Annotated in this window: 28 protein-coding genes; 24 read left to right on the top strand and 4 right to left on the bottom strand. The window is 32.7% G+C overall.

Annotated features, from left to right (window positions below; all coding sequences use genetic code 11):
• Positions 1–84 precede the first annotated feature (84 nt).
• The 22 genes from ABNT22_RS01205 to ABNT22_RS01100 all read left to right on the top strand — a co-directional run bounded on the left by ABNT22_RS01205 (position 85) and on the right by ABNT22_RS01100 (position 20,962).
• A complete protein-coding gene (locus ABNT22_RS01205) occupies positions 85–1,563 on the top strand; it encodes a regulatory iron-sulfur-containing complex subunit RicT (RefSeq protein ID WP_348715638.1) in 1,479 nt (492 codons plus the stop codon).
• Entirely contained in the window at positions 1,544–2,041 is a 498-nt protein-coding gene (locus tag ABNT22_RS01200) for a gliding motility lipoprotein GldH (RefSeq protein ID WP_412766890.1), read from the top strand. Before ABNT22_RS01205 ends, ABNT22_RS01200 begins: the two co-directional genes overlap by 20 nt.
• Positions 2,041–4,335, top strand: coding sequence for a transglycosylase domain-containing protein (locus ABNT22_RS01195; protein ID WP_348715634.1), 2,295 nt, complete (start codon positions 2,041–2,043; stop codon positions 4,333–4,335). The genes ABNT22_RS01200 and ABNT22_RS01195 overlap by 1 nt, the downstream gene beginning before the upstream one ends.
• 15 nt (positions 4,336–4,350) lie before the next feature.
• On the top strand, positions 4,351–5,052 hold the full coding sequence (locus ABNT22_RS01190) for a CoA transferase subunit A (RefSeq protein WP_299105420.1): 702 nt from the start codon (positions 4,351–4,353) through the stop codon (positions 5,050–5,052).
• 3 nt (positions 5,053–5,055) lie between these two features.
• Complete coding sequence (locus ABNT22_RS01185; protein WP_348715631.1) at positions 5,056–5,712, top strand: CoA transferase subunit B; 657 nt, start codon at positions 5,056–5,058, stop codon at positions 5,710–5,712.
• A gap of 69 nt (positions 5,713–5,781) precedes the next feature.
• On the top strand, positions 5,782–6,543 hold the full coding sequence (locus ABNT22_RS01180; RefSeq protein ID WP_348715629.1) for an exodeoxyribonuclease III: 762 nt from the start codon (positions 5,782–5,784) through the stop codon (positions 6,541–6,543).
• 98 nt (positions 6,544–6,641) lie between these two features.
• The gene (locus ABNT22_RS01175) at positions 6,642–7,958 is read left to right on the top strand and encodes a lytic transglycosylase domain-containing protein (protein WP_348715627.1); all 1,317 of its coding nucleotides are present in this window, start codon (positions 6,642–6,644) and stop codon (positions 7,956–7,958) included.
• 64 nt (positions 7,959–8,022) lie between these two features.
• The gene (locus ABNT22_RS01170; protein WP_348715625.1) at positions 8,023–9,012 is read left to right on the top strand and encodes a DUF4837 family protein; all 990 of its coding nucleotides are present in this window, start codon (positions 8,023–8,025) and stop codon (positions 9,010–9,012) included.
• Between the two features lie 94 nt (positions 9,013–9,106).
• Positions 9,107–9,607 (top strand): DUF1761 domain-containing protein, encoded by a 501-nt coding sequence (locus tag ABNT22_RS01165; RefSeq protein ID WP_348715623.1) that lies wholly within the window; start codon positions 9,107–9,109, stop codon positions 9,605–9,607.
• 106 nt (positions 9,608–9,713) lie between these two features.
• Entirely contained in the window at positions 9,714–11,180 is a 1,467-nt protein-coding gene (locus ABNT22_RS01160; protein ID WP_348727304.1) for a DUF5687 family protein, read from the top strand.
• Between the two features lie 16 nt (positions 11,181–11,196).
• The gene (locus tag ABNT22_RS01155) at positions 11,197–11,892 is read left to right on the top strand and encodes an ABC transporter ATP-binding protein (protein ID WP_348715619.1); all 696 of its coding nucleotides are present in this window, start codon (positions 11,197–11,199) and stop codon (positions 11,890–11,892) included.
• An 89-nt stretch (positions 11,893–11,981) separates the two neighbouring features.
• A complete protein-coding gene (locus tag ABNT22_RS01150; protein WP_348715617.1) occupies positions 11,982–14,213 on the top strand; it encodes a tetratricopeptide repeat protein in 2,232 nt (743 codons plus the stop codon).
• 22 nt (positions 14,214–14,235) lie between these two features.
• Positions 14,236–14,646, top strand: coding sequence for a polymer-forming cytoskeletal protein (locus tag ABNT22_RS01145; protein WP_348715616.1), 411 nt, complete (start codon positions 14,236–14,238; stop codon positions 14,644–14,646).
• A complete protein-coding gene (locus ABNT22_RS01140) occupies positions 14,615–14,845 on the top strand; it encodes an AtpZ/AtpI family protein (protein WP_348715614.1) in 231 nt (76 codons plus the stop codon). The genes ABNT22_RS01145 and ABNT22_RS01140 overlap by 32 nt, the downstream gene beginning before the upstream one ends.
• On the top strand, positions 14,838–15,227 hold the full coding sequence (locus ABNT22_RS01135) for a DUF6168 family protein (RefSeq protein WP_348715612.1): 390 nt from the start codon (positions 14,838–14,840) through the stop codon (positions 15,225–15,227). The genes ABNT22_RS01140 and ABNT22_RS01135 overlap by 8 nt, the downstream gene beginning before the upstream one ends.
• 127 nt (positions 15,228–15,354) lie before the next feature.
• Positions 15,355–16,476, top strand: a complete 1,122-nt coding sequence (gene atpB, locus ABNT22_RS01130) for a F0F1 ATP synthase subunit A (RefSeq protein ID WP_348715610.1) — start codon at positions 15,355–15,357, stop codon at positions 16,474–16,476.
• A 35-nt stretch (positions 16,477–16,511) separates the two neighbouring features.
• Entirely contained in the window at positions 16,512–16,703 is a 192-nt protein-coding gene (atpE, locus tag ABNT22_RS01125; protein WP_348715608.1) for an ATP synthase F0 subunit C, read from the top strand.
• 97 nt (positions 16,704–16,800) lie between these two features.
• Complete coding sequence (locus tag ABNT22_RS01120) at positions 16,801–17,301, top strand: F0F1 ATP synthase subunit B (RefSeq protein WP_348715606.1); 501 nt, start codon at positions 16,801–16,803, stop codon at positions 17,299–17,301.
• A gap of 7 nt (positions 17,302–17,308) precedes the next feature.
• Entirely contained in the window at positions 17,309–17,866 is a 558-nt protein-coding gene (gene atpH / locus ABNT22_RS01115; protein WP_348715605.1) for an ATP synthase F1 subunit delta, read from the top strand.
• Between the two features lie 21 nt (positions 17,867–17,887).
• Positions 17,888–19,468, top strand: coding sequence for a F0F1 ATP synthase subunit alpha (atpA, locus tag ABNT22_RS01110; protein ID WP_299105451.1), 1,581 nt, complete (start codon positions 17,888–17,890; stop codon positions 19,466–19,468).
• Positions 19,469–19,530: 62 nt separating this feature from the next.
• Positions 19,531–20,391, top strand: a complete 861-nt coding sequence (gene atpG, locus ABNT22_RS01105) for an ATP synthase F1 subunit gamma (RefSeq protein WP_348715602.1) — start codon at positions 19,531–19,533, stop codon at positions 20,389–20,391.
• 70 nt (positions 20,392–20,461) lie between these two features.
• The gene (locus tag ABNT22_RS01100) at positions 20,462–20,962 is read left to right on the top strand and encodes a hypothetical protein (protein WP_348721658.1); all 501 of its coding nucleotides are present in this window, start codon (positions 20,462–20,464) and stop codon (positions 20,960–20,962) included.
• An 8-nt stretch (positions 20,963–20,970) separates the two neighbouring features.
• On the opposite strand, the gene dxs is transcribed toward ABNT22_RS01100, so the two are convergent.
• Positions 20,971–22,740: a 1-deoxy-D-xylulose-5-phosphate synthase gene (gene dxs / locus ABNT22_RS01095; RefSeq protein ID WP_348715598.1), complete on the bottom strand. Its 1,770-nt coding sequence runs from the start codon at positions 22,738–22,740 to the stop codon at positions 20,971–20,973.
• Positions 22,741–22,806: 66 nt separating this feature from the next.
• Here dxs and rsmI point away from each other — a divergent pair, with 66 nt between their 5' ends.
• The gene (gene rsmI, locus ABNT22_RS01090; protein WP_348715596.1) at positions 22,807–23,478 is read left to right on the top strand and encodes a 16S rRNA (cytidine(1402)-2'-O)-methyltransferase; all 672 of its coding nucleotides are present in this window, start codon (positions 22,807–22,809) and stop codon (positions 23,476–23,478) included.
• A gap of 8 nt (positions 23,479–23,486) precedes the next feature.
• Here rsmI and ABNT22_RS01085 read toward each other — a convergent pair whose 3' ends face one another.
• The 3 genes from ABNT22_RS01085 to ABNT22_RS01075 are packed head-to-tail and all read right to left on the bottom strand — an operon-like array spanning position 23,487 to position 25,201.
• On the bottom strand, positions 23,487–24,179 hold the full coding sequence (locus ABNT22_RS01085) for a hypothetical protein (RefSeq protein WP_348715595.1): 693 nt from the start codon (positions 24,177–24,179) through the stop codon (positions 23,487–23,489).
• 6 nt (positions 24,180–24,185) lie between these two features.
• The gene (locus tag ABNT22_RS01080; RefSeq protein ID WP_348715593.1) at positions 24,186–24,851 is read right to left on the bottom strand and encodes a hypothetical protein; all 666 of its coding nucleotides are present in this window, start codon (positions 24,849–24,851) and stop codon (positions 24,186–24,188) included.
• 11 nt (positions 24,852–24,862) lie between these two features.
• Positions 24,863–25,201, bottom strand: a complete 339-nt coding sequence (locus ABNT22_RS01075; RefSeq protein WP_348715591.1) for a PadR family transcriptional regulator — start codon at positions 25,199–25,201, stop codon at positions 24,863–24,865.
• Positions 25,202–25,344: 143 nt separating this feature from the next.
• Here ABNT22_RS01075 and ABNT22_RS01070 point away from each other — a divergent pair, with 143 nt between their 5' ends.
• Positions 25,345–26,388 carry a ferredoxin--NADP reductase gene (locus ABNT22_RS01070; protein WP_348715589.1) on the top strand — a complete coding sequence of 348 codons (1,044 nt, stop codon included), beginning with the start codon at positions 25,345–25,347 and terminating at the stop codon, positions 26,386–26,388.
• Positions 26,389–26,398 lie beyond the last annotated feature (10 nt).

Here is a 26,398-nt window from a genome sequence, read left to right as displayed (position 1 = left end):
TAACTAAAAATCAATGATTAACATATTTTTTGATACTGACTTCAAAAGCAGGTTTAAAAAATATTTATAAAATATATACATAAAATGGGTTGTAGCAGTTGCTCAACTAACAAAAGCGGCGTTCCAAATGGATGTAAAAGCAATGGAAATTGCGGAACAGGAACATGTGGTAGTGGACATAAATTGGCCGTTTTTGATTGGTTATCGAATATGACTTTACCTTCAGGTGAAGCTCCTTTTAATATTTATGAAGTTCGTTTTAAGAACGGACGAAAACATTTTTACAAAAACACACAAAACGTTTCTATTTCTATGGGAGATATTGTGGCTGTTGAAGGTTCTTCTGGTCATGATATTGGTATTGTTTCTTTAGCAGGTGAACTTGTAAAGGTTCAAATGAAGAAACGTAAAGTAGAAGAAAACAGTGATGATGTAAAAAAGATATATCGTAAAGCAAGTCAAAAAGATATTGACGTTTGGCAAGCCTCGAGAGAACGCGAACCAGAAACACAACGACGAGGTAGAGAAATTATTAGTAAGCTTGGATTACAAATGAAACTTTCTGATGTAGAGTTTCAAGGTGATGGAACCAAAGCTACTTTTTACTATACTGCTGATGACAGGGTAGACTTCCGTCAATTAATTCGTGATTTAGCAAGTGCTTTTTCTATTAGGGTAGAAATGCGTCAGGTAGGAATGCGTCAAGAAGCAGCTCGATTAGGAGGTGTAGGATCTTGTGGTAGAGAATTATGCTGTTCTACTTGGCTAACTGACTTCAGAAAAGTTAATACAGCAGCTGCACGTTATCAACAACTATCATTAAACCCTTTAAAACTAGCAGGACAATGTGGTAAATTAAAATGTTGTTTAAATTTTGAGTTAGACACCTATCTTGAAGCCCTAGATAGTTTTCCAAAACAAGATTTAGTTCTTAAAACAGAAAAAGGAGATGCCGTTTTTGTAAAAATGGACATCTTTAAAAAACTACTTTGGTATACCTATAAAGAAGAAAGTTTTAAATGGTTTAAACTGTCATTAGATCAAGTTCAAGAAATTATTGAGCTTAATGAAAATAACGAAGTATCTTCTCCGTTAGAAGAATATGAAGCAGAAATACTTGAAGAAGCTACAATAGATTTTGAAAATGTTGTTGGGCAAGATAGTTTAACTCGTTTTGACACTCCAAAAAAACCAAGGAGAAATAGAAAACGTGGAAGAAAGCCAGTCAATAAAAAAACGAGTTCAAACACGAACACAAAAAAACCAACAAACAAAACATCAAATTCAAATAAGGCTTCAAACTCAAACAAGTCTTCGAACAAACCAGTAAAAAAAGATTCTGGAAAGAAAAACAACACCCCAGAAAATAAACGTACTGAAAGCAAGAGACCTGTTAGAAAAAACAATAGAAACAACAACAAACAGAGAAGCAACAAACCTAAACCAGAAGGTACACAAAAGCAAAATCAGCAACCTCAAAATAAAAAGCAGAACAATCAAAAAAGGAGAAATCCGAATAGACGAAAAAACAACAATAACAATGCTGGAAACAAAGAAAAATAGTATTTATGTCTTCATGGCACTCATCTTCTTTAGCTTAACTTCTTGCGACTCTAAACAAGAGTTTGATGAGTATACTTCCATTCCAAAAGGAGCTTGGAACAAAGATAATACTGTTGCATTTTTGTTTTCTATAAATGATACTATTCAAAAGAAAAACCTTTTTATAAATCTAAGAAACAACAAAAACTATCCTTTTAGTAATTTATTTTTAATTGCTCAAATAGACTTTCCTGATGGTCAAAAAATTGTAGACACTTTAGAGTATGATATGACCGATGTTACAGGTAAGTTTCTAGGGAAAGGATTTTCTGACATTAAAGAAAATAAACTTTTTTATAAAGAAAATATAACATTTCCTAAATCAGGAGAATATACCTTTAAAGTACGTCAATCTATGAGAAAAAATGGCGAAGTTCATGGAGTTGAGTCTCTAGAAGGAGTTACTGATGTAGGATTTAGAATTGAAAAAACACAATAATGGCTGAGAAAAAAACAACAGATTTTAGCAAGTTTATTAAATGGTTCTGGGGAATCGTTTTAGGAGGATTACTTTCTCTTTGTTTAATCTTTTTACTTGCCTCTTGGGGTGCTTTTGGTGCACTTCCTACTTTTGAAGAATTAGAAAACCCTAAAAGTGACTTGGCAACTGAAGTTATTTCTTCAGATGGTAAAACCTTAGGAAAATACTATGTAAAAGCAAACAGAACTCCTATTCAATACAAAGACCTATCCCCTAACCTTGTAAAAGCTTTAGTTTCTACAGAAGATGAACGTTTTTACGATCATGCAGGTATTGATTTTAAAGGTACTGCGAGAGCTGTAGCCAACTTTGGTAGAAAAGGAGGAGCAAGTACCATTACACAACAGTTGGCTAAAAACTTATTTAATCAAGGAGGTGCTAAAAACCTATTGAAAAGACTTTCTCAAAAAGTAAAAGAATGGGTAGTCGCAGTAAAACTTGAGCGTCAGTATACCAAAGAAGAAATAATGACCATGTATTTAAATACGCAAGGATTCTTATTTCACGCAACAGGTATTCGCTCAGCTTCTCGTATTTACTTTGGTAAAGAACCAAGAGACTTAGACTTACAAGAGTCTGCTATTTTAGTGGCTATGCTTAAAAATCCTCGTCAATACAATCCGCATAGAGAACGTTCTAAGAAAAAATCTTTACAAAGAAGAAATGTAGTATTTTCTCAAATGGCCAAAAACGGATTTATTACTGAGCAAGAAAGAGATTCACTTCAAAAACTACCATTGAAAATTAAGTTTACTCCAGAAAGTCATAGTGATGGTTTAGCAACTTATTTCAGAGAAAATGTAAAACAGTTTTTAAAAGGTTGGGCTAAGAACAATCTAAAGCCAAATGGTGAACCTTATAACATTTACAAAGACGGATTAAAAGTATATGTTACAATTGATTCTCGTATGCAACAATACGCAGAAGAAGCGATAACACAGCATATGGCTAATTTGCAAAGTTTTTTTAATAAAGAGCAAAAGAAAAACAGAACGGCTCCATTTTATGACTTAGAAAAAGACCAAATTGCTAGAATTATAAGAAGAGCAAAACAAAATTCTGACCGTTACAAGAGATTAAAAGCTGCAGGGAAATCTGAAAAAGAGATTGAAAAGAATTTCAAAACAGAAACCGACATGACTGTATTCACCTGGAAGGGAGAACGTGATACAGTAATGACTCCATACGACTCTATTGTTTACTACAAACACTTCTTACGTTCTGGATTAGTATCTATAGAACCGCAAACTGGTCATGTTAAAGCTTGGGTTGGAGGAATCAATCATAAGTATTTTAAATATGATGCCGTTCAACAACAAAAGCGTCAGGTAGGATCTACTTTTAAGCCTTTTGTTTATGCTACTGCCATCAACCAATTAAAAATGTCTCCTTGTGACAAACTTCCAAACACACCATATACGATTCCAAAAGAAAAATATGGTATGCCTGAAGACTGGACTCCGAAAAACTCTAACCTAAAATATGGTGGAGAATTAACCTTAAAAGAAGCACTTGCAAAGTCTACAAATGTGGTTACAGCTCAATTAATTGATATGGTAGAACCTGTTAATGTTGCTCGTTTGGCTGAATCATCAGGAATAGAATCAAAAATTGAAGCAAACCCATCTATTGCATTAGGTTCGGTAGAATTATCATTAATAGAAATGACTAGTGCGTACGCTACTTTTGCGAACAAAGGACTACGTGTAAGCCCTATGATGATTACTAGAATCGAAGATAAAAACGGAACGGTTTTAGAAGATTTTGTCCCAAAAACAAAAGAAGTTTTAAGTGAAGAGTCTTCTTATGTTATTTTAGATTTAATGAAGGGAGTTACTCAATCTGGATCTGGAGTTTATTTACGTACAAGTAATAATTCTCGTAAAGATGCTATCACAGGTTTTCCTTATAAGTTTACCAACCCAATTGCAGGTAAAACAGGAACTACTCAAAACCAATCAGACGGATGGTTTATGGGAATTGTTCCTAACCTAGCTACAGGTGTATGGACAGGAGGTGAAGATCGCGCAACTCACTTCTACGGAATTGGTCTTGGGCAAGGAGCTGTTATGTCTCTTCCGTCTTGGGCATTGTATATGCAAAAATGTTATGCCGACAAAACCTTAAACATTAGTGCCGAAGATTTTGAAAAACCTTCAGAAGAACTCACTATTAACATTGATTGTACTAAAGTTGAGGAAACTAAGGAAGAAATCGAGCAAAAAGAAGACGAGGAAGACACTGAATTTTAAAACAAACAACCAACGATGATAAATAAAAAAGTAAATAACGTACAAGAAGCAGTTGCTGGTGTTAAAGACGGGATGACCTTTATGCTTGGAGGTTTTGGTCTTTGTGGAATTCCAGAGAATGCCATTGCTGAATTAGTACGATTAGGAATAAAAGATGTTACCTGTATTTCAAATAATGCTGGAGTGGACGATTTTGGTTTAGGTTTATTATTACAAAATAAACAAATCAAAAAAATGATTTCTTCTTATGTTGGAGAAAATGATGAGTTTGAACGTCAAATGTTATCAGGAGAATTAGAAGTTGAATTAACTCCACAAGGAACTTTAGCAGAAAAATGTAGAGCTTCTCAAGCGGGTTTCCCAGCATTCTATACACCTGCTGGTTATGGAACAGAAGTAGCTGAAGGAAAAGAAACTCGTGAATTTGATGGTAAAATGTATGTTTTAGAACCTGCTTTTAAATCAGATTATTCATTTGTAAAAGCTTGGAAAGGAGATACTGCTGGTAACTTAATTTTTAAGGGTACCGCTCGTAATTTTAATCCAAATATGTGTGGTGCTTCTAAGATTACGGTTGCTGAGGTAGAAGAATTAGTGCCTGCTGGAGAATTAGATCCAAATCAAATTCATATTCCAGGAATATTTGTACAACGTATTTTTCAAGGAGAAAAGTATGAAAAGAGAATTGAACAACGTACAGTAACTCCTAAATCATAAATCATGGCATTAAGTAAACAACAAATAGCACAAAGAATAGCTAAAGAATTACAGCACAAATGGTATGTTAATTTAGGGATAGGAATTCCTACTTTAGTTGCAAATTATATCCCAGAAGGAATTGAAGTTGAGTTTCAATCTGAAAATGGACTATTAGGAATGGGGCCATTTCCTATTGAAGGAACAGAAGATGCCGACTTAATCAATGCGGGAAAACAAACGGTTACTGTATTAGACGGAGGGTCTATTTTTGATTCAGCAACAAGTTTTTCAATGATTCGCGGACAACACGTTCAACTTACGGTTTTAGGAGCTATGGAAGTTGCTCAAAATGGAGATATTGCCAATTGGAAAATTCCTGGAAAAATGGTAAAAGGAATGGGGGGAGCTATGGATTTAGTGGCTTCTGCTGACAATATCATTGTAGCAATGATGCATACTAACAAACGTGGAGAATCTAAATTATTAAAGAAATGTTCATTACCACTAACAGGGGTAGGTTGTGTTACGAAAATTGTAACCAACTTAGCTGTATTGGAAATTAAAGACAATGCTTTTCACCTATTAGAAAGAGCTCCTGGAGTTACTGTTGAAGAAATTCAAGCAGCTACGGAAGGAACCTTAGTTGTGAATGGAGAAATTCCAGAAATGGATTTTTAACAAAATAATATGAATATAAAAAAACGTAAAGTAGCTACTTTACGTTTTTGTGTTTTATAAAAAGAGGAAATGAAAATAATATCTTACAACGTAAACGGTATACGTGCAGCACTAAAAAAAGGATTTATTGACTGGTTACAAGCTGCAAATCCAGATGTAATTTGTATTCAAGAAACCAAAGCACATAAAGAACAATTAGATGTAACTGAATTTGAAAATGCAGGTTACCCTTTTCACTATTGGTTTTCGGCAGAAAAGAAAGGATACTCTTCTGTAGCCATTTTTTGTAAAACAGAACCAAATCATATCGAGTACGGAACTGGGATTGAATCTATGGATTTTGAAGGAAGAAACCTTCGTGTAGATTTTGATGATATATCTATTATGAGTATGTACCTTCCATCAGGAACCAATGATGCCCGTTTAGGTTATAAGTTCAAGTACATGGACGAAATTTTAGAGTACGCTACGGAGCTGAGAAAAACCATTCCGAATTTAGTTATTTGTGGAGACTATAATATCTGTCATGAAGAAATAGACATTCACAACCCAAAAATGAAAGGTGTTTCTGGTTTCTTACCAGAAGAACGCGAATGGTTAGGAAACTTTATTGATAGTGGATTTATCGATAGCTTCCGTTTTAAAAATCCAGACAGACAAGAGTATTCATGGTGGAGTTATCGTGCAAACGCAAGAGCTAACAATAAAGGGTGGCGATTGGATTATGCCATGGTAACTGAACCTTTAAAAGAGAAAATTAGTAGAGCCTATATTTTACCAGAAGCAAAACATTCAGACCACTGCCCTATTGCAGTTGAGTTAGACATATAAAATCAACCAAACCATACTTTTTAATCGCGCAACGATTTCTAATATACCCAGTACCATCATACATGATAAACTGCGGTTTTAATTATTAAAAGTATATAATGAAAAAAACCTTTTTACTACTATTACTATCATGCACATCTATCTTTGCTCAACAGCAACCGGTTGATTCAATTTCAGTTATTGAAAAAAAAGTGGATACCATTGCTATTGCGAAAGACACCACTAAAACTCCTGAATTGTTTACAGACAATGATTTGAAATTAATAGACAGCTTATTAATCGACGAACGTTTTAACTCTTCTTTGTTTGATAGTATTCAATATGTGTTAGACGATAAAGACCTTAAGTTTACCAATGGTGATTTTAAAAAGATTGATTCAAACATTCTAAAAGAAAGGTTATCTCTCTTAGATGAGAACACACCTTTTCACTTAGCTTATAATCCAGCCTTAGAAAAAGTAATCAACAGTTACTTGAAACATCGTAAAAAATACTATCCTGCTTTAATGGCTAGAGCAGAGTATTATTTTCCAATGTTTGAACAACATTTAGATCGATACAATATCCCTATAGAAATGAAATATTTGGCTATTGTAGAATCTGCCTTAAGACCAAGAGCCCAATCGTATGTTGGTGCTATGGGTTTATGGCAATTTATGTATGGAACGGGAAAACAATTTGACTTAAAAATAAGTTCTTATCTCGATGAACGTCAACACCCTGAAAAAGCAACCATTGCAGCTTGTAAATACTTAAGTCAGTTATATAAAATATTTGGTGATTGGGACTTAGCTCTGGCCGCTTATAACTCAGGACCAGGTAATGTATTAAAAGCCATAAAACGATCTGGAGGGTATAGAAACTATTGGAATATTAGACCGTTTTTACCAAGAGAAACTGCTGGGTACGTCCCTGCGTTTTACGCAACTATGTACATTTTCGAATATGCTAAAGCACATGATTTATATCCTCAAAGTCCGAAAATTCAACATTTCGAAACCGATACAATTAGAGTAAAAAGAACTGTTAGTTTTGATCAAATTTCAGAAAAAACAAGCATCGCAACAGATGTACTTTCTTTCTTAAACCCACAATACAAATTAGATATCATTCCTTTTGTTAAAAACAGAGATTACTCCGTAAGAATTCCAAGATCTAAGCTTATTGAGTATTTAAATAAAGAAAAAGAAATTTATGCTTTAGCTGATTCTATGGATGCCAAGCGTGAAAAACCATTACCAAAATATTTTGAAATGGATAAACGTATTCGTTACAAAGTTCGTAGTGGAGATTATCTTGGTAAAATTGCCAATAAATTTGGAGTTCGTGTTAGAGATATTAAGCGATGGAATGGTTTGCGTAATAACAATTTAAAAATAGGGCAACGTTTAAGTATTTACCCGAGAAGATTATAATTTAAAACTGGAACAATTTTTGGTGAACAAAGTTCATACAAGTACATTAATATAAAAACCAATTATGAAAAAACTACTTTTACTACTAACACTAATTTCAGCTGTATTTACATCGTGTAAGAATGATGGCAAAGCTGAAATCACACTTCCTACTTCAAGCGGAAATACCAATAAAATATTAGTAGTGACAAAATCTGCTGATTGGAATGGTAAATTAGGAGATGAAATACGCACTGTATTTGGAGAACATCAAGTAGGGTTACCGCAACCTGAAACACTTTTATCTGTAAGTCAAATTGACCCTTCTGGATTTGTTTCTTTTATGAGGAATAACAAAGCTATTTTATTTTTAAAAGAAGGCGGAGAAGAGTCAATTAAAATTAGCAAAAACAAATATGCTAAGCCTCAAGTAATAGTATATGCAACAGCAAAAGACAAAGAAGGATTAATCAATTTAATTCGTACAAGAGGAAAAGAAATCATGAAGGTTTTTAAAGATGAAGACATCAAATTCATTCAAAATATCTTTAAAAGAGAGCGTTTAGATCACACAAAATTTAAAACACTTCAAAACTTAGGAGTTACTATTGACATTCCTAAGCGATATAACGTTGTTGACGACTCTGGAAACTTCTTATGGATGAGACAACATTTAATGAGTGGAATTGCTCGAGGTGATGGATCTAACAATATTTTAATATACAGTCTTCCTTTAGAAGATGAAACTAAAGTTGCAGATAACATTACTGCGGTAAGAGATACTATTGGTAAAAAACATATTCCAGGAAGTAAAGAAGGAATGTATATGATTACCGAACAAGCCTATACTCCTCATACTTTTGAAGCAGAAGTAAATGGTAAAAAAGCATACGAAACACGCGGTAAATGGGAAGTGAAAAATGATTTCATGGCCGGACCTTTTTTAAACTACACCATTGTTGATAAAGAAAACAATCGTTTGGTAGTTGTAGAAGGATTTACCTATGCCCCATCAATAAACAAACGAGATTTTATTTTCGAATTAGAAGCAATTGCTAAATCAATTAAGTTTTAAAAAAAAACATAAACAACTGACAATCAAAAGCATCAAATTAAGTTTGATGCTTTTTTTGTTATATTTGATTACATTAACTATAAACTCTTTTATAATGGAAACAAACTATTTAGCAATTTTAGGAGCTGCTTTCGTTCCTATGGTAATGGGATTTGTCTGGTATGGTCCAATGTTATTTCAAAAAGCTTGGATGAAAGAAATGAACTTTACTCAAAAGGACATTGAAGGAGGTAATATGCTCTTAATTTTTGGACTAAGTTTTGTCTTTAGTTTACTAATTGCATTCTTTATACAATTCTTAGTAATTCATCAATACGGTGTGTTTTCTACCCTAGCAGGAGATCCTGGATTTATGGAACAAACAGGTGGTGCATATGCTTATTACCAAGAATTCATGAGTAACTTCGGAGATCGTTTCAGAACTTTTAAACACGGTGCTTTACATGGAGTATTAACAGGAATATTTTTCATACTACCAGTGTTAGGAACTAAAGCTTTGTTTGAAAGAAAATCATTCAAGTATATCTTTATAAATGTTGGTTATTGGACCGTTACATTAGCCTTAATGGGAGGTATTATTTGTCAGTGGGCATAACCTTATTATTTTACAATATATTCAAAGCGTCAATTTTTTTTGACGCTTTTTTTGTAACAAAAAATTGATTCACGCTACTAATGGTTATCAACTAATTAATAGCCAAATGATAGCACGTTTTTTAAATTTAGAATGGAAACAGTTTTTTCGTTCCGCTTCTTTCGGGAAAAATATAGCTCTTAAGATAATAATGGGCTTTTTCGCCCTTTATCTTTTAGTGACTTTTTTATCTCTAGGGGCTGGTGGGTATTTTCTCTTAGAAAAAACATTTCCAAACCAAGATCCTTTTGTAATTGTAAATCAGTTCTTAATTTTTCTAGTAATATCTGATTTAATCTTTCGCTATTTAATGCAAAAGACTCCAGTAATGGATATTAAACCTATGCTTCTTCTTCCTATTAAGAAAAGTAAATTGGTAAATTATGTTTTAACAAAATCTATTTTCTCATTCTTTAATATAGGTTCTTTCTTTTTATATATTCCATTTGCCTTCGTTTTAATCATTAAAGATTATAATGTCGCGGGTGTTTTAGGGTGGACTTCTTTTATGATTATGTTGGCCCTAAGTTTAAATTTTATTAATTTTTTAATTAACAAAAACAACATAGCCTTAGGAGTTTTAATTGTTCTTTTAGGAGTTCTGGGTATTACCTACAAATACAATCTATTCGATATTACTGGAATGTTCGGAAGCATCTTTTATGCACTATATAGCACCCCTATTCTTGCATTAATTGGCCTTCCTTTAGTTATAATATTGTATTACCTAAACTTTAAAGAATTATCAAAAGTTATTTATTTAGATGGAGCAATTCGAACTGTAGAAAAAGAAGTAAAAACATCTGATTTGTCATTTGTAAATAAATTAGGAGATGTAGCTCCCTTTATTAAAAATGACATGCGTCTAATTTGGAGAAACAAAAGAACAAAAACAGTGTTTTTTATGTCCTTTTTCTTTTTACTTTTCGGATTAATGTTCTTTACAATGGAATCCTATAAAGATTCAGAAGTCATGCAATTATATGCTTGTATTTTTATGACAGGAGGTTTTGCTATGAACTACGGACAGTTTATTCCTGCATGGGATAGTGAACATTATAGAATGTATATGAGTCAAAGTTTTTCTTATCGTAAATTTTTAGAAAGCAAATGGTATTTAATGATTGTGATGACTGTTGTATTATTCGTTCTATGTACTCCATACATCTACTTTGGACTTCATAAATACTTATTAATTGTTGCAGGGTTCTTTTTCAACTTAGGGTTTACCCCATTAATTATGCTTTATATGGGAGCCTTTAACAAAAAAAGAATCGATTTAGATGCAAGCGGATTTGGAAACACTCAAGGAACAAGCGCCGCTCAATTCATTGTAATGATTCCAGTCCTTTTAATGCCAATATTAATATATGCTATAATTAACCATTTCTTTAGCTTTAATGCAGCGATTATAAGTATCGCAATGATTGGAGTAATTTTCTTTTCACTTAAAAAACCACTGATGAATTTTATAGAAAAGAAATATCAACAAAATAAATATGCTACAATCAACGGATTTAAACAAAAAGACTAACCAAACTTAACACACAATGATTACAATAAATAATATCTCAAAAAAATACGGGTCAACTCAAGTATTAAATGTTGAACACTTAGAAATACCAAAAGGTCAATCATTTGGTTTGGTAGGAAACAATGGTGCTGGAAAAACAACATTATTCAACTTATTACTAGACCTAATACGCCCCACTTCAGGAGAAATAGTAAACAACGAAGTTGTTGTTAATCAAAACGAAAACTGGAAAACTTTTACAGGTTCTTTTATTGATGAAAGTTTTTTAATTAGCTACCTAACTCCAGATGAATATTTTGATTTTATTGGAGATTTAAGAGGAATGAACAAAGCCGATGTTAAAACTTTTTTAGCTCAATTTGAAGAGTTTTTCAATGGAGAAATATTAGGAAAAAGAAAGTACTTACGTGATCTGAGTAAAGGAAATCAAAAAAAGGCTGGTATTGTAGCTGCAATGATGGGAAATCCTCAAGTAGTAATTTTAGATGAGCCCTTTGCTAATTTAGATCCTACTACACAAATTCGTTTGAAAAACTTGATCAAAAAACTTACAGAAGATAAAGATATAACCGTTTTAGTTTCAAGTCACGACTTAAGTCATGTTACCGAAGTTTGCGAGAGAATTGTTGTGTTAGATAAAGGAAACGTAGTAAAAGATATTAACACCTCACAAGAAACCTTACAAGAATTAGAAAGCTATTTTTCAGCTTAAGTAAATAATTTGGTTTTTATTACTATTTTTACGCTTTTACATACAATAACACACAAAGAATGTTGTTGTTAAGTAAAGGCGTAATTTGTATGAAGAAAATTTCAAAAATTTTAGTATTCGCGGTAATAATTGTAGTCACATACTCTTGCAGTGTAAAAAAGGATTCTTTTATTAACCGTAATTTCCATGCTTTAACCACAAAATACAATGTGTTGTTTAATGGAGAGCAAGCCTTTTTAAAAGGATTAGAAGAAATTGAACAAGAGCATAAAGATAATTTTTGGAAACGATTACAAATAGAGCCGATTACTTTTGATGAAAGAAAAATTGCTTCGCCAGTATTTCAACCAGGTACAGGTTTTGACGATACTGATGATAGCAGTGATGATACATCTAAACTTACCTCTTTTGATAAGGCCGAAGACAAAGCTCGAAAAGCTATAGAAACCCATTCTATGAATATCAACGGTTATGAAAAAAACCGTCAAATTGATGACGCCTATTTATTGTTAGGAAAGTCGAGATATTATACACAACGATTTATTCCTGCTATTGATGCTTTTAATTATATCATTGCCAACTACCCTAAGGCAAACCTTATATATGAAACTAAAATTTGGAGAGCTAAAGCGAATATTAGACTTGACAACGAAAAATTTGCCATTGAATCTCTAAAGCTCTTAATCGACTTAGACAAAAACGAAAAAACACTTTCTGATTTACAAAGAGAACAAGCACATACAGCAATGGCAATGGCTTATGAAAAAACAGATACTATTCAAAAAGTAATTGATCATTTAAAATTAGCTTCACGAACTTTTAAAAATGCAGATCAGTCGGCTAGAAACATGTTCATTTTAGGACAAGTGTATAGTGAATTAGACAGAAAAGACTCTGCTACCATGGTTTTTAGAAGATTATCTGATTTAAAAAAAGCACCTTATAAATATCGTATAAGAGCAAATATTGAACTTGCTAAAAATGTAGAAAATGATTCTGCCGCTTTAGGGGTCCTATACCGTTTACGCAAGCTTATTAGAAATTCAGACAACCGTAAGTTTTTAGCTTCTTTATATTATCAAGCAGGTGTCTTAGAACAACGCAGAGGAGCAACAGATAAGGCTGTAGAGTTTTTCAAAAAATCTATTAAAGCAAAAAACAACACAAAGTATCAAAAAACTTATGCGTACGAAAGTCTAGGAAATATTGCTTTTCAAAAAGAAGATTATTTATTAGCTGGTTCTTATTACGACAGCGTTTTACAGAATGTATCGAAAGATTTTGATCAGGAGAAAAGAATTCGTAGGATTAAAAGAAAAAACAAAGGGTTAACAACACTTAAAAAGTATGAAGACTTAGTTACTAATAACGATAGTATATTAGATTTAGTAGCTATGAATAAAGCCGAAAGAACAGCTTTCTTTGAAGCATATATTGAAAAAATTAAAAAGGAAGACGAAGACAAACGTCAACAGTTACTAAACTCACAGAATTTTGGAAACTCTTTTGGAGGTGGAAATTCAGTGAACACAAACAATAGTGGTAAATGGTATTTTTACAGTAACCAAACTATAGCATTTGGTCGTGGAGAGTTTCAACGTGTTTGGGGAAATCGACCTTTAGAAGACAATTGGAGAATTTCTGACAAATCTGTTATTAGTGATTCTTCTCTTGATGAACTGGCTAATTCTGAAGAAAAAGTAAATAAACGATATGAATTATCTACTTATTTAGATGCTATTCCTACGGATGCTACAGAAATTGAAAAACTAAAAATTGACAGAAATGAAGCCCTATATCAATTAGGTCTTATTTACAAAGAGCAGTTTAAAAATAATAAGAAAGCAATACAAAATTTAGAACGCTTACAAAAAGTAAAAAAAGACAATGAATTAGAGCTCCCTATCAATTATCACCTATACCAATTATACACTAGGGTAAATGATAATGACAAGGCAGATACTAGTAAAAATATCATTTTAACAAAGTACCCAGAAACCACTTTTGCTCAAATCCTTTTAAATCCTGAAAAGAAAATTGACCAAGAGAAAAATGAAGACGAAGATGAAGAAAAATACAAAGAACTATACTATTTATATAAAGAAAGTAAATTCGAAGAAGTTGTAAATCAAATAGATAACTACACTCCGAGTAAAGCTAATTCGGAATTAATCCCTAAATTTGCACTTCTAAAAGCCTTAGCAATAGGTAAATACCAAGACAAAGAAGCCTACAAAAAAGCATTAAATTTTGTAGCTTTGAGTTATGCAAACACCGAAGCTGGCGAAAAAGCAAAACAAATTAGTCAACGAATAGAATAAAAAAATAAATTTCCCCATAACCATGTTTAGTAAAGACAGTAAAAAATCTTCAGGAGAAAAAAAAGTATCAGAAAGAAACATCATCGGACAAAACACTACTATTACTGGTGATATTATCTCTGAAGGAGATTTTAGAATTGATGGTACATTAGAAGGTACTATTAAAACAGAAGGAAGAGTAATCGTAGGTCAAACCGGTTTAATTAAAGGTAAAGTAGAATGTACCAATGCTGATGTTGAAGGTAAATTCTCTGGTGAATTAATGGTTACTAATACCTTAACAGTTAAATCATCTGCAAATATTAACGGAGACGTTATTATTGGAAAATTATCAGTAGAACCAGGAGCAAGTTTTAACGCAACATGTTCTATGAAAGGTGCTGTGAAAGAATTAAACAAAGATGAAGAAAAGCGAAAAGAAAAGACCGCTTAATAAATTTATCCGATTCAGTGGAATCGCACTTCAAATGGGTTTAACCATTTACTTAGGAAGTTTACTAGGTGAATGGTTAGATCAAAAATTTCCAAACGACGATCAACTTTACACAAAAATTTGTACACTTGTAGCCGTTTTCGGAGCTATGCTTTCGGTAATTGTACAAGTAACAAACCTTTCAAAAGATAATGATTAAGCGTATTTTTTATTTTACAGCAACCATTCTTTTAATATTTGCTATCAGCTTTTTTTCTCATGACTACACGTTAGCTACTAAAGATATCTATTTATCTTTTTCACTACTTAAAGTGTATAGTTTCCATGTGATCTCTGCACTTATTGTATACACCATTATTGAACTAGTTGCTGATAAATTACCTAACCAAGCAGGATATGCCTATCTCGCATCAATATTTTTAAAGATCGGATTTTTTGTCCTAATTTTTCAAGCATCTGTCTTTGCAAATGAAGCACTTAACAAACCTGAAAGAGTCTCTCTTGTTATCCCGTTATTCCTATTTTTAATCATTGAAGCTATTGCGGTTTCAAAACTACTGAATAACAAACAGTTTAGTTAAATCAACTATGCAATTCCTTAAAAAAACATCTTTAAAAAACTAAGACAAAAAAAGGGTTTGTAGTTTTAATTAATTGTGTACCTTTGCACGGAAATTTAGAGAGCATAAATCTATATTTAGTAAAGGTATGATGATAGCAAAAAATTCTATCAAGTTTTTAACAATACTAGCAATAGTATTTTCTTCGTTCACTGCATTTGCAGGAGGTGGTGGTTCTTCAGATAAAGGAGGACAAGTAAACACACCAAGTAAAATTAAGGCGTATATCAAACATCACTTAGCAGATTCGCATGACTTTGCTTTGTACTCGTACACAAACGATGCAGGTGAGCGCAAACATGTAGGGTTTCCATTACCCGTAATTGTTTGGACTAGCAAAGGTTTAAAAACCTTTATGTCTTCCGCTTTTCATCACAATGATGACGGTACCGTAATCGTTGATAGAGGTGATGTGAAATTAGTAAAGATTCATAGTAAAATTTATGAATTAAACGAAGGGGCAACAGCGGTGTCTTTTGATGACACGCATCATGCTACCAATGCTCACAAAGTATTAGATTTTTCTATTACTAAAAGTGTATTTGGAATTTTAATAGCAGGTTTATTAATGTTCTTAGGATTTGGAGCGTTGGCTAAGGGGTACAAAAAAGGAGCAATTCCTACAGGAGTTGGTCGTATATTAGAGCCGTTAGTATTATACGTAAGAGACGAAATTGCAAGACCAAATATTGGTGAGAAAAAATATAAGAAGTTCATGCCTTATTTATTAACGGTATTCTTCTTTATCTGGATATTAAACTTAATGGGATTAACTCCATTAGGATTTAACGTAACCGGACAAATAGCTATTACAGTTTGTTTAGCATTATTTACAGCAGTAATTTATTTAGCAAGTGGAACGAAAGATTTCTGGGCACACACTTTATGGATGCCAGGAGTTCCCGTAGTGTTAAGACCAATCTTAGCAGTTATTGAGTTAATAGGTTTTGTATTAATCAAACCTTTCTCATTATTGGTACGTTTATTTGCAAACATTACAGCTGGACACTTCGTAGTAATGAGTTTAATTGCTTTAATGATTACTATGAAAGAATCATTCACTGTAGTTGGTTCAACTGCAATGTCTTTAGTGTTGGCAACATTTATAATGGTAATAGAACTATTAGTAGCGTTCTTACAAGCATTTATTTTTACAATGTTATCGTCTTTATTTATTGGAATGGCGGTAGAAGAACACGAACATCATTAGAATAAGAATTTGTTTAATTATATAAATCAATTAGTATGTACAATTTAATTGGAGCAGGATTAATCGTAATCGGTGGAGGAATCGGATTAGGTCAAATCGGTGGAAAAGCAATGGAAGGAATTGCTCGTCAACCTGAGGCTGCTGGTAAAATCCAAACAGCGATGATCATCATCGGAGCATTATTAGAAGGTTTAGCTTTCGGTGCTTTAATCTTAGGAGGAAACTAAGAAACAAAACAAAAAACATTTTCCTGTAACGGTTGGTTGCAGGAAATGTTTTCAAATTAAACAATAATATTTTTTAAAAGAATAAATTACATATATAATGGATCAGTTATTAAATGATTTTTCTCCAGGGTTATTTTTCATGCAAGTGATAATCCTTCTTATAATACTATTTTTATTAGGTAAGTTTGCTTGGAAACCAATTTTAGCTTCGTTAACGGAACGTGAAGAAGGTATCCAAAATGCATTAGACGCAGCTGAAGAAGCAAAGAAAGAAATGCAAAACTTACAGGCTGATAACGATAGATTATTAAAAGAAGCTAGAGCAGAAAGAGACGCAATGTTAAAAGAAGCTCGTGAGATTAAAGATAAGATCGTTGCTGATGCTAAAGAAGAAGCTTCTGAAGAAGCAGCTAAGTTAATTGAAAACGCAAAGGCTTCAATTGAACAAGAAAAGCAAGCAGCTTTAGCACACGTTAAAAAGCAGGTAGCTGACTTATCTATAGGTATAGCTCAAACTGTTGTTAAAAAAGAATTAGCTTCACAAGACGATCAATTAAAGCTTGTTGAAGGAATGTTAGAAGACGTTACTTTAAACTAATCACTCAATGAAAGCAGGAAGACCAGCATTACGTTATGCAAAAGCAATCTTAAACCTAGCAAAAGAGTCAGGTAAAGAAACAGAGGTGAATGATAACATGAAGTTTATTGTTGACACGATTGCTGGAAGTAACGATTTAGATGCAATGCTTAAGAGCCCTGTGATTAAAGCTGCAGATAAGCGTAAAGTATTAACTGCACTTTTCGGGGAAAACGTAAACAACATTGTTAAAGGTTTGTTTAACTTATTAGAAGAAAACAAACGTATGTTAATGTTAGAGCCTATTGCTAAGCAATACTCTGTTATTTACGATTACTACAAAAGCATGCAAGTAGCAAAGGTTACTACCGCAGTACCTTTAAGTAAAGAATTAGAAACAAAAGTATTAGCTAAGATCGTAGAGATCACTGGAAACAAAGCTAATATTGAAAATATAGTAAATCCTGATATTTTAGGAGGATTTATTTTACGCGTTGGAGATGTTCAATACGATGCGAGTATTTCTAACCAATTTAATGAATTAAGAAGAGAATTTGACAATAGTCATTATATTCCAAAAATTTAATTATACATCAAATTATATAAGATGGCAGCAATTAAACCAGCTGAAGTATCAGCAATTTTAAAGGAACAATTAACAAATTTCGAGGCGAAAGCTACGTTAAACGAAGTTGGAACTGTATTACAAGTGGGTGATGGTATTGCTCGTGTATACGGTTTATCAAATGTTCAATATGGTGAATTAGTAGATTTTGGTAACGGTTTAGAAGGAATCGTATTAAACTTAGAAGAAGACAACGTTGGTGTGGTATTATTAGGATCATCAACAGGAGTAAGTGAAGGATCTACAGTAAAACGTACAGAAAGAATTGCTTCTTTAAAAGTTGGAGAAGGAATTGTTGGACGTGTAGTAGATACATTAGGTAATCCAATCGATGGTAAAGGACCAATCGAAGGTGAAACTTATGAGATGCCATTAGAGCGTAAAGCTCCTGGGGTAATCTATCGTCAACCAGTAACTGAACCATTACAAACAGGTGTTAAATCTGTAGATGCAATGATTCCTATTGGACGTGGACAACGTGAGTTAATCATTGGAGACCGTCAAACTGGTAAATCAACAGTTGCTATTGATACTATCTTAAACCAGAAAGAATTTTACGATGCAGGTGAGCCAGTTTACTGTATTTATGTTGCAGTAGGACAAAAAGGTTCTACAGTTGCTGCAATCGCAAACATGTTAGAAGAAAAAGGAGCTTTAGCTTATACTACTATTGTAGCTGCTAACGCATCTGATCCTGCACCAATGCAGGTATATGCTCCATTCGCAGGAGCTGCAATCGGAGAATATTTCCGTGATACTGGTAGACCAGCTTTAATTGTTTATGATGATTTATCTAAGCAAGCGGTTGCTTACCGTGAGGTATCTTTATTATTACGTCGTCCACCAGGACGTGAGGCGTATCCTGGAGACGTTTTCTACTTACACTCAAGATTATTAGAGCGTGCTGCAAAAGTTATTAATGATGATGCTATTGCTGCTGAAATGAACGATTTACCAGAATCATTAAAAGGTAAAGTAAAAGGTGGAGGATCTTTAACTGCATTACCAATTATTGAAACTCAAGCTGGAGACGTTTCTGCATATATTCCAACAAACGTAATTTCGATTACTGATGGACAGATTTTCTTAGAGTCTGATTTATTCAACTCAGGAGTTCGTCCTGCAATTAACGTAGGTATTTCTGTATCTCGTGTAGGGGGTTCTGCTCAGATTAAATCAATGAAGAAAGTATCTGGTACATTAAAATTAGACCAAGCTCAATACCGTGAATTAGAAGCATTCGCTAAGTTTGGTTCTGACTTAGATGCTGCTACTATGAACGTTATCTCTAAAGGTAAGCGTAACGTAGAGATCTTAAAGCAAAATCAAGGAGATCCTTTTACTGTAGAAGATCAAGTTGCAATTATCTATGCAGGTTCTAAAAACTTATTAAAAGACGTACCTGTAAACAAAGTAAAAGAATTCGAAGCTAACTATATCGAGTACTTAAATGCTAAGCACAGAGATACGTTAGATACTTTAAAAGCTGGAAAATTAACTGACGAAGCAGTTGCTGTATTAGAAGACGCTGCTAAGGAGATTTCAGCTAAGTATACAGCTTAATAAACAAAAAAATAACTTCCCGCTTTCGGGCGGGAGCTTTTATAATTTTAAGTTCAAATTAGATGGCAAACTTAAAAGAAATACGTAACAGAATTACTTCAATTGGATCAACAATGCAGATTACCTCTGCCATGAAAATGGTATCGGCTGCAAAGTTGAAAAAAGCTCAAGATGCAATTACAGCTATGCGCCCGTATTCATCTAAGCTTACTGAATTATTACAAAGCTTAAGTGCTACTTTAGATAGTGACGCTGGTGGAGTATATTCAACGCAAAGAGAAGTAAGCAAAGTATTATTAGTAATTGTAACTTCTAACAGAGGTTTATGTGGTGGTTTTAACTCTTCTATTGTGAAGCAAACAGTTAAAACAATCAATGAAAAATACGGTAATACTACTGTTGAATTATTAACTATTGGTAAAAAAGGAAACGATATCTTATCAAAAGAATATAAGGTTATTGACAACAGAAATGATGTTTTTGATAACTTAACATTTGATAATGTTTCTGGTATTGCTCAACAGTTAATGGATTTATATGTTGACGGATCTTACGATAGAATCGAAGTTATTTATAACAGATTTAAGAACGCTGCAACTCAAATTCCTCAGGTAGAGCAATTCTTGCCTATTAAGCCTGTAGAAACTGATGCAGACGTAAACTTAGACTATATCTTCGAACCATCGAAAGAAGAAATCGTTTTAGAGTTAATTCCAAAGTCATTAAAAACTCAGTTATACAAGTCAGTACGTGATTCATTTGCTGCCGAACACGGAGCTCGTATGACTGCAATGCACAAAGCAACTGATAATGCTAAGGAGTTACGTGACGATTTAAAGTTAACTTATAACAAAGCACGTCAAGCTGCAATTACTGGAGAAATCTTAGAGATTGTAGGTGGTGCTGAAGCATTAAACAACTAGACTCATAGAAGTCAATCAATAAAATAAAAAAGCGAACCAAATTGGTTCGCTTTTTTTATATTTAAAATCTATGAAATATATATATCTAATCTTATTATTATTCTGTACGACAATCTACGGACAAACTTCAAACACTAATGATTCCGGAGATTATATATCTTCTCAAATAGTAGATGTTGTTCCTTTACTTTCTGAATGTGATAAACTGACAACAAAAGAAACTAAAAGAACCTGTATGAATACACAATTAGAAAAACATGTTCAACAACATTTTAATTACTCAATTATCAAAACATTACAACAAGAAATTATCATACAGAAAAAGAAAAACAAGCATAATAAAAATTATAAACCTTTACTTCTACCTGGAACCTATAATACCATTATTGAATTTACAATTAACAGAAAGGGAAACCCATCAAATATAATTGTTAGAGCTATTCATCCAAAATTACGAAAAGAAGGTCTAAGAGTTGTGAAACTCCTACCACAAATGAAACCAGGAAGAGAAGCAAGAAAAATTGTAAACGTGAAATACATACTTCCTCCAATTTCATTTACTATCAAATAAGAATTGATTTATAAATAACTTAACAATTCACTTTTTATCGAGTCTTTATCAATTCCGCATAACTTCTGTAGTTCTTTCACTGTTCCATGATGAATAAAATTATCTGGTACCCCTAATAGCTGAATACTTCCATTATAATCTACCTCAGCAGCATATTCTAATATTGCCGTACCAAATCCCCCACTTATAGTTCCATCTTCAATCGTAATAATTGTATTGAATTGATCAAAAATAGCATGCAATAATTCCTTATCTAATGGTTTAACAAAACGCATGTCATAATGTGCAAATACTTCTTTTTCTTCTATTTCCTCTATCGCATCAATAACATTATTCGCTATCGTTCCAATAGACAATATTGCAACCTTAAAACCTTCTTTTAAACATTCACCTTTTCCTATTTCAATTGTTTCAAACGGTAGCTGCCACTTTTCCAACCTCCCCTTACCTCTAGGATATCGAATTGCTATTGGATTTTCTAAGCCTAATTGTGAAGTATGCATGATATTTCGTAACTCAATCTCATTACGAGGTGCAACAACAATCAAGTTTGGTATACAACGTAAATAAGCCAAATCAAACACTCCATGATGTGTTGCTCCATCTTCTCCTACTAATCCTGCTCTGTCTAAACAGAAAATTACTGGTAAGTTTTGCAACGCCACATCGTGTATTACTTGATCATATGCTCTTTGTAAAAATGTTGAATAGATATTACAAAACGGAATCAATCCTTCTGTCGCCATACCTGCTACCAGTGTAACAGCGTGTTGTTCTGCAATCCCAACATCAAATGTTCTTTCTGGAAACGCTTCTAACATAAACTTTAAAGAGCTTCCTGTAAGCATTGCCGGTGTGATACCAACAATCTTGTTGTTCACCTCAGCTAACTCTACAATAGTTTTTCCAAACACATCTTGAAACTTGGTAAACTTACTCTGCTGTTTTGGCAATACATCTCCAGAAATTTTATCAAACTTACCTGGAGCATGGTATTTAACCTGATCTTGTTCTGCTTGTTTTAATCCTTTTCCTTTGGTAGTTATAACATGTAAAAATTTTGGACCTTCAATTTGTTTTAATCTATTTAACTCAGTAATTAATTCTTCTAAATTATGTCCATCTATAGGACCAGAATAATCAAAGTTTAACGCCTCAAAAATATTATGCTGCTCTACATCATTACGAATAGACTTTATACGCGTTAAATAGTCTTTTAAAGCTCCTACGGATGGATCAATGCCAATAGCATTGTCGTTTAAAATAACCAATAGGTTTGCATTGGTATCTCCAGCATGATTCAATGCTTCAAAAGCCATTCCGCTTGCAATAGACGCATCACCAATAACGGCAATATGGTGCTTATTTTCTCCCTTTAATTGTGAAGCTATAGCCATTCCTAAAGCAGCTGAAATGGAGGTTGATGAATGCCCTACTCCAAAAGTATCATACTCGCTTTCACTTCGCTTTGGAAAACCAGAAATTCCCTCTAATTGTCTATTCGTATGAAAAACATCTTTTCTTCCAGTCAAAATTTTATGCCCATAAGCCTGATGTCCAACATCCCAAACTAACATATCTTCGGGTGTATTAAATACATAATGTAGTGCAATAGTTAACTCTACAACTCCCAAGCTTGCACCTAAATGACCTTCTTTGGTGGCCACTACATCAATAATAAAATCTCTCAACTCCTTTGCTAACATCGGTAGTTTCGGTATCGATATTTGTCGAATATCTTTAGGCAACTTAATTTTATCTAACAGCTCATTTTGCATAAAACAAAAGTACAAAAAGCTTTGTACTGGCATTTAAATAGCACAAAAACTTTGTAGTTTTGTAGCATGAGTAAATTGTATATTGTACCTACACCGATTGGAAACTTAGAAGATATTACTTTTCGAGCTTTAAGCGTTTTAAAAGAAGTAGATTATATTCTTGCTGAAGACACTCGTACCAGTGGAAAACTTTTAAAGCATTTTGATATAACCACTCCAATGCAATCGCATCATATGCATAACGAACATAAAACAGTAGATATACTCATTAAGCGTATGCAAGGTGGAGAAACCTTTGCCCTAATTTCGGATGCTGGTACTCCTGCAATATCAGACCCTGGTTTTTTACTTACTCGTGCTTGTATTCAAAATAACATAGCTGTAGAATGTTTACCAGGTGCAACTGCCTTTGTGCCTGCATTAGTTAACTCGGGTTTACCAAACGACAAATTTGTTTTTGAGGGTTTTTTACCAGTCAAAAAGGGAAGACAAACTCGTTTAAAGTTATTAGCTAAAGAATCACGTACTATGATTTTCTATGAAAGTCCTCATAAGTTATTAAAAACCTTAAGCCATTTTGCTGAATATTTCGGAGAAGATAGGTTGGTTTCTGTTTCTAGAGAACTGACCAAATTATATGAAGAAACCAAACGAGGAAGCGTACAAGAAGTATTATCATATTATACTGAAAAACCTGCTAAAGGTGAAATTGTAATTATTGTTGAAGGTAAAAAATAAGCTATAGCCTAGCTCAAGATATATTCGGGATATTGTTTCGCTAATAGTTCTTCTGATTTGCTAGGAATCATAACCATTGAAATATAGCCAACAATTATTGCCAGTGTTATGGCAAAAGCAACCAATATTTTACTAACTAAACTTGAGCTCCCCATGTTTTCAGGAGAAGTAAAGTATAATACATAATATGACATAAAAGCTATATTTCCATAACCTTGTGAAACAATGATGTCTTCAAACATCCAACGTCTTCCAGTACGTTTTACTTTTCTATTATATTTTCTTTTTCTACTGATCATAATGCCAATTTCAACTGCAAACACCACCAAGTACAATACCGTTAACATGTAATAGGAAAAAGAAAAATCTTGTAACAAAAAGAACATATAAAAAATACCCAATGTTAAGATTAACTTAGGTAATTGAAACCATTCTTTTACAAAAGACAAGATTAACTTAAAATATTGTTTCCCCATCTGTTTTTGTTTCTCTTCAACAACATCCATAAATCCAAATACACCGAACTTTTTAAACGAGCGATCTCTAGCTTGCTCAAATGTTAAGAAAGTATCTTCTTCTAATATTTGCTCAATATCATTTGCTAAATGATCTACCAACTCAGTTTGTACATCATAATGCTCTACATAATGTTGGCGTGTAAACTTGTATAATTGTTCAATATGTTTGTTTGTTAATTCCATAGGCTATTAAATAAAAGTTCTACAATAGGTTTCAATTGTATTTTTTCTGCTCATATAACTCTTATAAACTAAAAAGTTAACACTTAACATTGCTGCTAATTTGTATAAGTTAAAAATGGTATAATCTTGCCCATCAAAAAAAGGAAATATTAACGTTGGTATATATAATGAGATCAAATAGGTACAAGTTAAAATCACTGCATAAGCTTGAAGTAGCCTGATATTTCCAAACTTCTTTCTAAGCTTGTGAAACAGAAATGTCATATAACAATAGCTTACAAAAAAAGCCACAAAAGCAGCATTGGTAACAAACGCTAAGTTCAATTTTCCAACAAAAAATATCATTACCATAAATAAAGAAATAAACAACGCATTCAAAGGAGCTATTCCTTCTTTAAAAACATCAATAATTATCTTTATAATATTAAACCAAAAACTTCTCTTTACTTGCTTCTTATAATTCTTGAAGAGTCTCAACTTTTGACTCAACATATATTTTATAAAAGGAGTTTGAAACCTTTGATTATCAAAAAAAGCATCTACATCATCTACTTTTTCTTCTATTTCACTAGCAATATGATCTACCATTTCCAGTCGAATATCTATATACTCTACTCCAATTCCTTCCAAAAAAGCATCAATTCTTTTTATTTGTTCCTTAGTTAATTCCATAGCTAATCAAATTATTCTAATCCCAATTGCGGATTCACTAATTGTTGCATTGTTTTTAAAAATTCTTGCATTTCTGCCAACTTATTTGCTGTTTCTGTAGTCCCTTGTTCTGTAAGTTTATAGTACTTACGTAATCGGTTTCCTACTTTGGTCACCTCAACATCTAATAAACCTTCTGCTTCTAGTTTATGTAATGCTGGATATAAAGCACCTTCTGTAATTTGCAATTCTCCCTTTGTCAATTCCTTTACTTTTTGTGTAATTTCATAACCATACATTTTATCATTTTGAGCCAATAATTTCAAAATAATAGTTTGTAATGATCCTTTATACAATTTTTGATTTCCCATAAACTTTAGTATTATACCCAAAAAACTTAGGTATACAAATATACATAATTTTCTTATACATAAAAATCTTAGGTATAATTTTATAAGAACTCTAACTTTTGTTCGTAAGGAGTTTGTTATTTTTGCCCAACAAAACTGACTACATGAGTACTTTTTATAAACTATCTATACAACAAATAATTAAAGAAACAAAAGACGCCGTTTCTATACTTTTTAATATTCCTTCTGATTTAAAAGATACATTTCAATTTATTTCAGGGCAATATGTTACTGTAAAAGCAATTATTAATAATGAAGAAGTTCGTAGAGCGTATTCTATATGCGCTTCTCCAAACAGTAATGAGCTGAAAGTAGCAGTAAAAGCGGTTGAAAATGGTAAATTTTCTGTATTCGCTACTTCTCAATTGAAACAAGGAGATGAATTAGAAGTATCGGCTCCTGAAGGTAAATTTACTTTAGAAGCACAAAACGATAAAAATTATCTTGGGTTTGCCGCTGGTAGTGGAATTACTCCTGTAATTTCTATGGTAAAAGCAGTGTTAGAAAATTCTTCATCTACTTTTACATTGATTTATGGTAACAAGTCTACTGAAGACACTATTTTTTACAATGAGTTAAATACTTTACAAACGACATATACTGATCGTTTAAAACTACACTATGTATTTAGTAGAGAACGTAATGAAGATACTTTGTTAGGTAGAATCGATAAATCGCATACCAATTATTTTGTAAAGAATATTTATAAAAATATTTCTTTTGATGCTGCTTTTTTATGTGGGCCAGAGGAAATGATCAATGTGGTTTCTGAAACCTTACAAGAGAACGGTTTTAACAAAGAGCATATTCATTTTGAACTATTTACAGCCTCTACCTCTGAAGAAAATACAGATGCTATACAAAATGGAGAAAGTGAAATCACTGTTTTATTAGATGATGAAGAAACTACATTTTCTATGAAACAAACAGATACGTTGTTAGCAGCTAGTTTACGTAATAAGTTAGACGCTCCATACTCGTGCCAAGGAGGTGTTTGTAGTAGCTGTATTGCGAAGGTAACTGAAGGAAAAGCGGTAATGACTAAAAACTCTATTTTAACTGATGACGAATTAGAAGAAGGGTTAGTTTTAACCTGCCAGGCGCATCCAACCACTGCGAAAGTTGTACTTGATTTTGACGACGTATAAAAATTAAAAA

The sequence above is a fragment of the Tenacibaculum sp. 190130A14a genome, assembly GCF_964048965.1.
GTDB classification, from domain to species: Bacteria; Bacteroidota; Bacteroidia; order Flavobacteriales; family Flavobacteriaceae; genus Polaribacter; species Polaribacter polynesiense.
Note: the sequence above shows the minus strand (reverse complement) of the source record. Positions and strands in the feature narration are given on the sequence as shown.